11 protein-coding genes are annotated in these 12,774 nt (G+C 38.3%); all 11 read left to right on the top strand.

Translation table 11 applies throughout. The features are described from left to right. Positions 1 to 9: 9 nt before the first annotated feature. The 11 genes from KHA95_RS01505 (at position 10) to KHA95_RS01455 (ending at position 12,203) form a co-directional block, all read left to right on the top strand. A complete protein-coding gene (locus KHA95_RS01505) occupies positions 10 to 735 on the top strand; it encodes a GntR family transcriptional regulator (protein WP_213135701.1) in 726 nt (241 codons plus the stop codon). Between the two features lie 216 nt (positions 736 to 951). Then, positions 952 to 2,394 carry an N-acetylglucosamine-specific PTS transporter subunit IIBC gene (gene nagE, locus KHA95_RS01500; RefSeq protein WP_213135700.1) on the top strand — a complete coding sequence of 481 codons (1,443 nt, stop codon included), beginning with the start codon at positions 952 to 954 and terminating at the stop codon, positions 2,392 to 2,394. An 18-nt stretch (positions 2,395 to 2,412) separates the two neighbouring features. Then, positions 2,413 to 3,330 carry a DUF7916 family protein gene (locus KHA95_RS01495; protein WP_213135699.1) on the top strand — a complete coding sequence of 306 codons (918 nt, stop codon included), beginning with the start codon at positions 2,413 to 2,415 and terminating at the stop codon, positions 3,328 to 3,330. Between the two features lie 52 nt (positions 3,331 to 3,382). Beyond that, positions 3,383 to 4,066 carry a copper homeostasis protein CutC gene (locus KHA95_RS01490; protein ID WP_213135698.1) on the top strand — a complete coding sequence of 228 codons (684 nt, stop codon included), beginning with the start codon at positions 3,383 to 3,385 and terminating at the stop codon, positions 4,064 to 4,066. Positions 4,067 to 4,896: 830 nt separating this feature from the next. Then, a complete protein-coding gene (pgsB, locus tag KHA95_RS01485) occupies positions 4,897 to 6,087 on the top strand; it encodes a poly-gamma-glutamate synthase PgsB (protein WP_213135697.1) in 1,191 nt (396 codons plus the stop codon). 11 nt (positions 6,088 to 6,098) lie between these two features. Next, positions 6,099 to 6,551: a poly-gamma-glutamate biosynthesis protein PgsC gene (gene pgsC, locus KHA95_RS01480; RefSeq protein ID WP_213135696.1), complete on the top strand. Its 453-nt coding sequence runs from the start codon at positions 6,099 to 6,101 to the stop codon at positions 6,549 to 6,551. Between the two features lie 9 nt (positions 6,552 to 6,560). Next, entirely contained in the window at positions 6,561 to 7,715 is a 1,155-nt protein-coding gene (locus KHA95_RS01475) for a CapA family protein (RefSeq protein WP_213135695.1), read from the top strand. Then, positions 7,712 to 9,346 carry a gamma-glutamyltransferase gene (gene ggt, locus KHA95_RS01470; RefSeq protein ID WP_213135694.1) on the top strand — a complete coding sequence of 545 codons (1,635 nt, stop codon included), beginning with the start codon at positions 7,712 to 7,714 and terminating at the stop codon, positions 9,344 to 9,346. The genes KHA95_RS01475 and ggt overlap by 4 nt, the downstream gene beginning before the upstream one ends. Positions 9,347 to 9,371: 25 nt before the next feature. Next, positions 9,372 to 9,800: a peptidoglycan-binding domain-containing protein gene (locus KHA95_RS01465; protein ID WP_213135693.1), complete on the top strand. Its 429-nt coding sequence runs from the start codon at positions 9,372 to 9,374 to the stop codon at positions 9,798 to 9,800. Positions 9,801 to 9,941: 141 nt separating this feature from the next. Further along, positions 9,942 to 10,556 carry a poly-gamma-glutamate hydrolase family protein gene (locus KHA95_RS01460; protein WP_213135692.1) on the top strand — a complete coding sequence of 205 codons (615 nt, stop codon included), beginning with the start codon at positions 9,942 to 9,944 and terminating at the stop codon, positions 10,554 to 10,556. Positions 10,557 to 10,595: 39 nt separating this feature from the next. After that, complete coding sequence (locus KHA95_RS01455; RefSeq protein WP_213135691.1) at positions 10,596 to 12,203, top strand: C40 family peptidase; 1,608 nt, start codon at positions 10,596 to 10,598, stop codon at positions 12,201 to 12,203. The last annotated feature ends 571 nt before the right edge of the window (positions 12,204 to 12,774 follow it).

Genomic DNA, 12,774 nt, shown 5'->3' with positions numbered 1-12,774 from the left:
TTTAAAAAAATGTTAGACAAAAATTCACCACTGCCGATCTATCTTCAACTGGAACAAGGTATAAAAGCGTTAATCGAAAATCAACAACTTAAGCCTGGAGATTTGATTCCATCTGAGCGAGAGTACGCTGAGAAATATCAAATTAGTAGAATGACCGTAAGACAGGCCATTAATAAACTTACAGCGGATGGCTACCTTCAACGTAAACGTGGGAAAGGAACTTTCGTTGCTTTAAAGAAGGTTGAGCAACATTTAGATTTTTTAACAAGTTTCTCGGAAGATATGCGTTTAAGAGGGATGGAGCCGGGTACTAAAGTAGTAGAATTTAAAGTAAAGAAAGCAGATGCTGTCATAGCTAAGAAGTTAGCATTAGAAATAGGCTCACCTGTTTATCAGATCAAACGTCTACGATTTGCTGACCAATTACCAATCGCATACCAAATATTTTATACATCTGTGGACCTTATTCCCGGATTAACGGAGGAAATTGCTGAACAATCGATTTATCAGTATGTAGAAAATACGCTTGGATTGAGGTTTGCATCAGCTGAACAAGAAGTGGAATCGACGATCGCTCGTAAAAGTGAAGCAAAAGCGCTTGATATAAAAGTTGGTGATCCAATCCTTCTAATTCAGCGAACAAGTTTTATGGAAAATGAAAAACCGCTGGAGTATGCGACTTCGTATTATCGCGGGGATCGCTATAAATTTAAAGTGAAAATTAATCGATCCTAAAAAATAATTTTTATAGAGTGGTATAGACAACTAGACCTAACATATGATAATATTTTTTTAAAGTTTAAAAATGAAGTCTGATTGGGTGTACTAACAAAACGGAGGCAAATTTCATAAAAGCGTATATTTATTGCTTGTACAGTTAAGCTAACATTGTTAATTGCTTCCTTTTCGTTACTACACTTAAAAGGGCTTACATATGGGAGGAATAGTAAAATGATGAAATACCTTCAAAGTATTGGTCGCTCATTGATGTTACCGGTTGCAGTATTGCCGGCCGCAGCAATTTTAATGGGGATTGGTTATTGGATGGACCCATCAGGTTGGGGAGAAAACAGCGCCGCGGCTGCATTTATCATTAAAGCCGGCGAGTCGATTATTAATAATATACCTATTTTATTTGCGGTCGGGATTGCGTTAGGGCTGTCAAAAAATCGGGATGGGGCTGCTGCATTAAGTGGTCTAGTCGCTTACCTAGTCATAACAACTCTACTTTCAACTGACACGGTTGCACTTTTACAAGGGATTGACCCTGAACAAGTAGATGCAGCATTTGGTAAAATTGAGAATGCTTTCATTGGAATCATATCTGGGATTATCGCATCAGTTATGTTTAATCGCTTTAGCCATATACAGCTGCCAGCGGCTTTAGCCTTTTTTAGCGGAAAACGAATGGTGCCGATCGTAACATCTGCTGTCATGATTGTTGTTTCTGCGATCTTCTATTTTGTATGGCCTTTCGTTTATACAGGTCTCGTTGCTTTCGGTGAAACGATTAGTACGCTTGGTGCAGTCGGGGCTGGTATATACGGATTCTTAAATAAACTTTTAATTCCAATTGGATTACACCACGCACTTAACTCAGTATTTTGGTTTGATGTTGCTGGAATAAATGATATCGGTAATTATTGGGCTGGAACAGGGGTAAAAGGAATTACAGGAATGTATCAAGCAGGATATTTCCCGATTATGATGTTCGGGCTACCAGCTGCGGGACTTGCGATGTATCACACAGCTAAAACAGCAAGAAAAAAACAAGTTGCGTCATTAATGCTAGCTGGTGGGTTCGCTTCCTTTTTCACGGGAGTGACAGAGCCAATTGAATTTGCCTTCATGTTCGCAGCGCCACTTTTATATGTCGTCCATGCTGTCTTAACAGGAATTTCAATGGCGATTGCGTCTATTTTCCATTGGACTGCCGGTTTTGGTTTTAGCGCGGGGCTAATTGACTTTATCTTAAGTTCCAGACTGCCGATGGCGAACAAGCCATTTATGTTATTAGCTCAAGGACTTGTATTTTTCGTTATTTACTATATTATCTTCAGATTTTTAATTACGAAACTTAATATTAAAACACCTGGTCGTGAAGATGAAGTTGACGAAGCAATAACATCGGAGGAAAGTACGAGCGAGAATAAATTTGCTAGTATGGCTGCAAAAATATATGACGGGCTTGGCGGCGATGACAATGTCGTTTCGATCGACAATTGTATTACTCGCTTACGTCTAGAAGTAAAAGATTCATCAGCGATTAATCAAGATCAAATTAAAGCGACGGGTGTTCCGGGAGTTGTTGTCACGGGGAAAAACAATGTCCAAGTCGTTGTCGGAACACAAGTTCAATTTGTCGCGGATGAGATGAAAAAAATACACAAATAAAAGGGGAGGATATTTTTGGTGAAAAGACTATTAGATTGTACGGCTTCAGAATTTCAAAAAATGAACGGTCAAGATTTAAAGCAATCAATTCGCGCTTGTGAAGGAAGGGTAATGCTTTCGGAGACGATGACTTCCGTCTCCCCCTTATATCCTAGTGTGACAAACGCGGAGCTGGCTGCTTCATTCGGTGCCGATCTGCTTTTATTCAATCTATTTGATGTGTTCAATCCAATGGTTGAAGGATATGAATGCGAAGAAAAAGAATTGGTCATTCAAAAGATTAAAGAGTTAACAGGGCGTCCCGTTGGAATAAATCTAGAACCTGTTGATTTAAATGCCGAGCAAATTGAAAAGCTTGATAGTGTCTCAAAAGGTAGAGTGGCAACAGAAGAATCATTAAAAGAAGCAAAAAAATTAGGCTTTGATTTTATTTGTTTAACAGGGAACCCGAAGACTGGTGTAACCAATGATGAAACGGTCGTTGCGATTAAAAAAGCGCGTGAAGTTTTAGGTGAAGAAGGATTAATTATTGCTGGAAAAATGCATGGTGCAGGCGTTGCGAATGAAACAGGGAGCGGTATTATTTCAGAGGCTGATTTAACCCGTTTTATTGAAGCAGGTGCCGATATTATATTAATGCCGGCTCCTGGGACAATCCCTGGAATGACGCTGGATATGATTGAAAAATATGTCCGCTTCGTTCATTCAAAAGGGGCATTGGCGATGCTCACTATCGGTACAAGTCAAGAAGGAGCCGATGAAGCAACTATACGGCAAATCGCCCTTAATAGTAAAATGGCTGGTGCAGATATATATCATATCGGCGATACCGGATTTTATGGGATTGCCGTTCCAGAAAATATTATGACGTATTCGATCGCGATTAGAGGAAGACGCCATACGTATGTAAGAATGGCAGCATCTGTAAATCGATAAAAAATGCGGGAGGATCCTTCCTCCCGTTCATTATTTAGGAGGATGGGGAAAAGTGAAAATCGAAATCATTGCTACGACTGTACAGGAAGCGAAAGTAGCTGAAGCAAATGGTGCAGACCGCATTGAATTAATAACTGGAATCGCAGAAGGCGGGCTTACACCAAGTTACGGATTAATTAAGGAAGTCGTAAATGCGGTTAAGCTCCCGGTGAACGTGATGATTCGCCCTCATAGTTATTCCTTTTCTTATAGTGAAGAAGATATCAACACGATGATCGAAGATATCCAGATCGTACGGGAACTGGGCGCGAATGGAGTTGTTCTCGGTACATTAAAGGAAGATCGCACAATCGATGTTAACTCTTTAGAAAAACTATTACCAGTTGCCGGCAATTTAGACGTCACTTTTCACCGAGCATTTGATGAAGTGGATGATCAGGAAGAAGCGTTGGAAATTATATTACGTTATCCACAAATCAACAGAATTTTAACATCTGGTGGAAAAGCAAATGTAACAGAAGCTGTGGATAGGATTAAAAATCTGGTCGCATTAACTGTTGATAAGCCATTACATATCCTTGCTGGCAGTGGATTAACTGTGGACAATGTGGATGATTTTGTTAGTGAAACCGGAGTTGTGGAAATCCACTTTGGTTCAGGGGTCAGGATGGAAGGAAAATCATTACGCCCTGTGGATCCGGAAAAAGTGCGAGAAATCGTTAGAAGGTTTCAATAGATAAGTGAACTAGAGCTTCAGCAAGTAATTTTAAGCGGAACTTCAATCTAGAAGGGCTCCGATCAGTCAAGTGTTCGACTGATCGGAGCTTTTTTTTCGTATTAAAATCATCTATTCGACAAAATTCGAGTCATATCTCGTACATATATGACATGAATGACATAGGTTTATCTTTTATTAAGGCAAGTTAACAATTCGTTTAAGGGGAGGTTAATAATCGCTTTATTCACATCTTTTTCAAATGAACTATCTTATACTGACCTTTGTATGGGTTGGAAAAAAATACTTATCATTAAAAATTACGAGGAGGAATGAAAATGTTATTTAATCGTTTGGGGCAATTATCGAATCGTGTGCCTACGACGGCCAGCGCTGGCTAAAACGATCTTCAAGAGAAAGCCTGTGAATGATGAAATAAATATGGAGGAACAGAATCCTGCAATAAGCATGAGGAGATAACCCGCGGAATAAAAGAAAAGGACAAGCACACGTCAAATTTTGATCAATGCAACAATCATTTATAAGCGCATTTATATTCGCACAGATCTCTTAATCATGAAACAACAATTAGTGCATCAATGGATAGAATCAATCCTCGATTAGAACAAATCCTTTTCACTGCAAGGAAAAATTGAGACAAAGTTCAAAATTAGTTGAGGAGGAATATTAATGGAAACATTACTCTATCTAATTACATATCCCACGGTAGCTATTGCAATTACATATCTGATTAAGATTACTTTCGACCTTTTCATTAAATAAGCATCAGGATAGCTAATATTTGTTTGCGTAAAACTGACAAACAACTTGGCAACTAAAGGAGGAATAAAATGACGGTATTAAGTGTTGTATTAATTAGCTTTCTTCTTATTTTCGCTTATGGAGTCTGGGAGCAGAGAAAGCATCAGAAAAATATTGATTCGATTCCTATTAGAGTGAATGTCAATGGAATTCGTGGAAAATCAACAGTTACAAGATTAATAACAGGTGTCATCAAGGAAGCTGGATATAAGACTGTTGGCAAAACGACTGGAACTTCTGCCCGGTTAATCTATTGGCATACAAGGGACGAGGAACCAATTATAAGACGCCGTGAAGGACCAAATATCGGAGAGCAAAGACGGGTTGTTGATAAAGCTGCAAAGCTTGGGACTGAAGCACTGGTTAGCGAATGTATGGCAGTAAACCCTGATTATCAAATTACATTTCAGAAAAAGATGGTTCAAGCCAATATAGGTGTGATTGTAAATGTTCTAGAAGATCACATGGATGTAATGGGACCGACATTAGATGAAGTGGCCGAAGCCTTTTTAGCGACGATTCCTTATAACGGTCATTTAATTACGATTGATGGACCTTATTTGGATTACTTTCAGTCAGTAGCACAAAAACGAAACACAAAAGTTATTGTGGCTGATAACTCAAAGATTACCGATGAATATTTAAGAAAATTTGATTATATGGTATTTCCGGACAATGCTTCGCTTGCTCTGGCAGTGGCTGAGGCGTTAAATATTCCGGAAGAAGTAGCATTTCAAGGGATGTTAAATGCCCATCCAGATCCTGGTGCAATGAGGATAACCAAAATCGGTGATATGAAGGCACCTTCCTTCTTAGTAAACGGTTTTGCTGCAAATGATGCTTCTTCTACGTTACGGATTTGGGAGAGGGTAGAGGAAATCGGCTATCCTACGGACTCACCGATTGTCATTATGAATTGCCGCCAAGATCGTGTAGATCGGACGGAACAATTCGCAAGGGATGTCCTGCCATATATTGAAACAGATATTTTAGTTGTTATCGGAGAAACAACGAGCCCTATTATTGATGCTTATCATGAAGGACTTATACGAGCGAATCACATATGGGATCTGGAAGGATCCAGCACGGAAGACATAATACATAAGTTAACACCTGAATTACATCATCGCGTCGTTTATGGGGTTGGAAATATCCATGGTGCTGCCGAACCATTAATCGAAGCGTTAATGAATTATAAACAAGTTGAGAAGGTCAGCTAGGAGGAAAGGGAATGTTTGGTTCGGATTTATATGTGGCACTCGTTTTAGGAGTGATTCTAAGCTTGATTTTTGCAGAAAAGACGGGAATTGTACCGGCGGGACTAGTGGTACCGGGGTATTTAGGGCTCATCTTTGATCAGCCAGTTTTTTTAATGATGGTGTTATTGATCAGTTTATTAACCTACGTCATTGTAAGGTTCGGAATATCACGGTTTGTGATTCTTTACGGGCGTCGAAAGTTTGCGACGATGCTTGTCGTAGGTATTTCATTAAAACTGGTCTTTGATTATTTTTATCCAATTATGCCCTTTGATATTTATGAGTTTCGGGGAATTGGAGTGATCGTTCCGGGGTTAATAGCGAATACGGTTGAAAGACAAGGGTTGGCGGTCACATTTAGTAGTACCCTTATGATCAGTGCAGCTACATTCGGATTACTGTTTTTATATAATTTTTTATTCTAGGGTGATTTTATGGGGAAGCAATTAGATTTTAAGGAGAAGTTATTGCGATTTGCTAAAAAGACAAAGAAAAAGACAGATAAGCATGTATGGTTAGCCATTTTAGTCCTTACTGTTTTCATCTACGGATCGGGATGGGTAAATAAACCAAGCGAAGCTAAGATGATTGAACAAACGGATGATATTTTAGTAACGGCAACGATGGTTGGTGATATGATGTTTGGCCGCCATGTTGAAGAAGTTAAGAATCGGTATAGTCAAGAGCATTTATTTCGTTATGTAAAACCTTACTTCGAAAATGCCGATTATTCTACCGGAAACTTTGAGCATCCAGTGGTACATAGTGACGAGTATGAAAAGCAAGAAAAATTTATACACTTACAAACAGATGCGAAATCCGTAGAAACGTTGAAGAAAATGAACTTTTCCGTATTAAATTTAGCTAATAACCATGCAATGGATTATTTGGAAAATGGATTAAATGATTCGATTACGACGTTTAATCAATATGATTTAAGTTTTGTAGGGGCGGGAAAAAATCTTGAGGAAGCTAGCAACATTATATACAAACAGGTGAATGGTATTAACATTGCCACCCTCGGTTTTACCGATGCCTATGTGCCGAAATCAGGAGCAACTGAAAAAAAACCTGGCGTTCTAAAAGTAAAGCCTGAAATTTTTATTCCACTTATAGAAGAGGCAAAGGAAAAAGCAGATTTAGTCGTTGTCCACGTCCATTGGGGACAGGAATATGATACGGAGGCTTCACCACGGCAAAAAGGATTGGCTAAAGCGATTGCTGATTCGGGAGCGGATATCATTATCGGTCATCATCCCCATGTTTTACAACCAGTTGAGATTTACAATGATACCATTATTTTTTATAGTTTAGGTAATTTTATTTTTGATCAAGGTTGGTCTACTGCGAGGGAAACGGCTCTTGTTCAGTATCATTTAAATAAAAATGGTGTGGCCCAGTTTGAAATTACGCCTTTACTTATTAAAGAGGCGACGCCAACTCCGTTAGGGAGCTTGGATGGGTATTATAAACGAAAAATCTTTAATCGATTAACAAAAGACTCATCGATCTTATTTAGTGAAGAAGACAACAAGCTTACCTTTAGCGTAAATCACTCACATGTACTAAATAAGGAACCCGCTAAATGAAACGAAACTGGATTTACATGTTTCTGGCTCTTATTGTGACACTCGCGATTGGCTATTATTTTGTACAACCATTTGATACTCAAGAAAATAGCCCGATTTATAAGAAGTTAAATGTATTTGAATCAAGTAAAGGTGGCAACGAAGGTTATGGGGTAAGTGCCTCAAACTCTTTAGCTGTAAAAATAGGGATGGACATTCTTGCTCATAATGGTAATGCGGTAGATGCGGCGATTGCTATTTCTTACGTGCTCGGAGTTGTTGAGCCATATGGATCGGGGTTGGGCGGTGGTGGAGGGATGCTTATCCTCCCCGGTGATAAGGATAAAAGCCCAACCTTTATCGATTATCGGGAAATGAGTCCAACTTCTAGCTCACGTAAGAAAGGTGCGATTGGCATTCCTGGGTTTGTGAAGGGAATGGAATTCGCCCATGAAAAATATGGGGTAAAGAACTTGGCTGAGCTTATTGATCCTTCGATTGAATTAGCAGAAAAGGGATTTCGGATCCAAAAATCATTAACAGATCGATTAGCAGGTGCACAAAGCCGGCTGTCGGTTAATAAACTTCCCCAATTCTTTCCAGAAGGAAGCCCAATCCAGCCAGACGAATGGCTAAAACAGCCTGAGCTAGCAGAGACGTTAAAGCTAATTAAAGCAAAAGGTTCGGACGTCTTTTATCGCGGTGAGATCGCAGAAGCTCTCGCCCATGAAGTTTCGGGAATTACTGTATCAGACCTAAAAAATTATTCGGTATTTGAAAAAGAGCCGGTTTATGGTGAATTTTCCGGATTTGAAGTGATCTCTGCCCCACCTCCATTTTCTGGAATCACTTTGATTCAATCTTTGCAAATGGCTGAGATGTTAAGTGTCAAAGGGACCAAGGGAAACACTTCTGATTATATACATTTAACTGGGGAGATATCTAAACGTGCGTATAAGGATCGAATACAGCATATAGGTGATCCTGAATTTGTCAAAATACCAATAAAAAAGTTAACGAAAAAGGAATATTCAGAAGGCCTTTCTAAAGATATATCTTTAGATGAATTGTCCAATCATTACGAGATGGATGATCATAATGAAGAACATACAAGTACGACTCACTTTGTCGTAACTGATAAAGAGGGGACTGTCGTTTCAGTTACAAACACATTAAGTAACTTTTTTGGAACAGGAAAAAATGTAGGAGGATTCTTCCTTAATAATAATCTTGAAAATTTTAATGAGACAAGCGGTTCCCCTAATAAATACGAACCAGGGAAACGGTCAAGAACTTTTACCACCCCTACAATCCTACGGAATGATGAGCAAATTATCGGAGTCGGGACACCGGGTGGCAGAAGAATCCCGATGATGTTGACTGAAGTTCTCGTGCGTCATCTTCTCTTTGATGAACCATTGCAGGAAGCCATTGATGCCCCTAGATTTTATGTAGAGGATAATCATATTCAAACGGAAATTCGATATCCAAAGGGCGTTCAAAATGAATTGAAAAAAATGGGATATAAAATGGGCATGAATAGTTATCCAATATATTATGGGGGAATTCAAGCGCTTGTTATCGACAAAAAGGAAAATGTAATCTACGGGGGAACAGATTCTCGAAGGGAAGGAACATGGAAGGTTAAATAATATATAAGAGGAGAGTAACATTGAAATGATAAGAAATTTTATTAAAATTATATCGCCATTCGTTATTATTGCTGGCTTCTTTTTTATCATGTCTAATCTTAAACATGTAGAGATTTTAACTTTTGCGGAAGAGAAGAGCATTGAAGAATATCAAAATATGATGAAACAAGCAGAAGTATTAGGGGAAGACGTAGAGGAAAAACAGACGGTGAGCGAGCAGGATATTACTCCATTAGTACAGGCAGTCAGTCAGACGGGAGCGGTAGCAAAGGGAGCAAGTGGTGAGTACGTTAAAATTATTCAACGGACACTAGGTATAGAGGAAGATGGAATATTTGATGAGCAAACGGAGCAGGCGGTAAAAGACTTCCAATTGCGCATTGGGCAAGAAGTGGACGGTATGGTAGGAATTCAAACTATGGAAGGATTAATAGAACAACTAAATATTCGATAGAAACATGAAACGTATCTAATAGCCTATGGGCGTAGATACGTTTTTTTTATATAATGTAACGAAACTGTAATCAAAAAGTAAACTTTTTGTTAAAATAAACTAGATTTTTATAGGGAATGGGTAATTATAGGAGGGCGAATCATGTCTGATACGTATAAAAATTTTAAGGAGCTTAGTGCTGTTGAAAACAATGAATCAGATTATTTACTATCCTATAAAGTAAGAACGTCAAATATATTATTTTTTACTCCTCATGGTGGAGGGATTGAACCAGGCTGTTCAGAGTTAACAATTGGTAGTGCTGGTGAAAACTTCTCATACTATGTTTTTGAAGGACACAAATTATCGGGGAATCATGTACTACATATTACTTCAACCCGCTTTGATGAGCCGAATTTATTAAAAATATTACCGTTGCATGATTATGTCGTTTCTTATCATGGTTACAGTGATTCGAATAAAGCAAATACTAAAATCGGAGGATTAGATGATGAACGAAAAGAGGGGTGTTTAAAAGCGTTAATTGAAGCTAATTTTAGCGCTGAGATTGTACCACCTGGTGAACCGTTGAATGGTTTGCATCCAAATAACGTGACAAACAAAGGGATAAGCGGAAAAGGTTTGCAACTAGAAATAAGTACTTTGCAGCGATCTCTCATGTTCGGAATAAATACAGCAACTCGAAGAAAATCAACCCAAAATGAGATCTTTAGACGTTATGTAAAGGCAATTCTAAGTTGTTTACCATCCGACTAACAAAGATAAGAGATTCATAGAGAAAGGAGTGGGACATAAATGAAAAAGACATGTTTTCTTTTCCTAACAATCATTGTTATATTAGGAATATTTAATGGGGAAAAGGAAGTAAAGGCAAACTCAGTGGAGCATCCTATATTAATAGAAGCGAATAAATATGTAGGTGTTCCGTATGTATACGGGGGAGAAGATCCAAAAGGATTTGATAGTTCTGGGTTTGTCCAATATGTATTAAAGCAATCATATAATATTACAATGCCAAGGACGGTAAAGAAGCAATATGAAGTAGAAATAGGAACTTCCGTGGATAGAGACTCGTTAGAGCCGGGGGATTTGGTCTTTTTCGGTAACGGCGCTGACGATGTATCCCATGTATCAATTTATAATGGAAATGACGAGCTTATACATGCTACCGTTTCCCAAGGAGTCAGTATTACTAGTTTAGAAAAAAGTACTTATTGGAGTTCGAGATATGTTGGTGCTAAACGAATATCAAATGAGATAGATAATATCATCGTAAAAGAAGCGTTAAAATATGAAGGCTCCCCATATTTATACGGAGGAGTGACCCCAGAAGGATTTGATAGCTCAGGGTTTGTCCAATATGTAATCAACCAAACGTTAGATTTTATGCTTCCGCGAACAGCAAGGAGCCAATATGTTATGGGGGAAGAGGTATCGAGGGATTCCTTGCAGCCAGGCGATTTGATCTTTTTCGGAAGTGACGCAGACATAACCCATGTAGCGATCTATAAAGGAAATGACCAACTTATCCATGCAACAGTCTCGCAAGGTGTGAGCATTACTAGTTTTGAAGGAAGTGCGTACTGGAGTAATAAATTCGTGGGAGCAAAACGTATCAATGGTTCTCCTATTATTGACGCCAATCATCCAATTATAAAAGAAGCACTAAAATATATAGGGACACCTTATTTATTTGGCGGTGAGAATCCGGAAGAAGGATTTGATTGTTCAGCCTTCGTCCGTTATGTATATTTACACTCGCTAAAAATTTATTTACCAAGGTCTACTGATCAACAATGGCAAGTGGGAGAAATAGTGAGTAAGGAAAATATTCAACCTGGTGATGTGATCTTTTTCAGCGACACTTATAGAGAAGGAATCTCCCATAATGGAATCTACATTGGTGACAACCAGTTTATCCATGCTACAAGAGGTGACCAAGTTACTATTTCTTATATAAATAGTGAATATTGGGAGGAGAAATTTACTGGCATCCGAAGGTTTACAGGATTAACATTGCCAAAAGAAAACCCAATTGTTGCTGAAGCGACCAAATTTATAGGAGAAATCCCGTATGTTAAAGGTGGAACGACTCCAGAAGAAGGATTTGATGTATCTGGTTTTGTTCAATATGTATTTAAAGAGGCGGCTAATGTTGATATTCCGAGATATGGAGAACAGCAATGGCAAATTGGAGAGAATGTAGCTAGAAATGATATTCAGCCTGGAGATCTAGTATTTTTCAAATTATCAACGATAAACTCAGCAATATATATTGGGAATGATCAAGTTGTTCATGTAACGCTATCAGATGGAGTAAGAGTGACAAATATTAGAACAAATTCCTATTGGAGCAATGCGTATATAGGAGCTAAGAGAGTGGAAGGTCTGCCAGCCCAATAAAATGGTGAAATAAACTAGCATCTAGAGCCACAATCATTACTTCAGACTAAATATTTGAAGAGAGAGCAAAAAAACGCTGAAATTCATCTTTCGAAGATGAACTTCGGCGTTTTCTTTTATCATCAGAGAAAGTATTTAATATGACCAGGTCGCCTTACGATCGGTCAACGTTGGCTCGCCTTGCATGCCTAGCTTTAAGAGCTAGATCTATTATTAATACTGTTTTCTCCATAATCTCCCTATTTTCCCTTAATACAGTTGAAAAACGAATGCACTCGACAAAATTCGGACAACATTTGGAGAATCTGTCGAACGAAAAGTTAACTTTCGTTAATATTCAGTAAAGAAAATGTATAGTACAGTATGTTTAAATAAATTTGTGGAAAAAATAAAATGGTGGTAATTAAGACCTGGTAAATAGACTTTTACATTAATAAACATGATGGTAAAAAGGAGCTAAGGCTGTCGGGAAAAGTACGTAAAATAAACTTCTTGTGTTTCTGGAGCAAAAGCTCTAAATGAACTTTTTGTAGGTATTTCAATCGGAATGGTTGGCTAAAATAGACAATTT

The organism is Bacillus sp. FJAT-50079 (assembly GCF_018343515.1).
Classification (GTDB): domain Bacteria; phylum Bacillota; class Bacilli; order Bacillales; family Bacillaceae_C; genus Lederbergia.
This window is presented reverse-complemented; position numbering and strand designations above follow the sequence as displayed.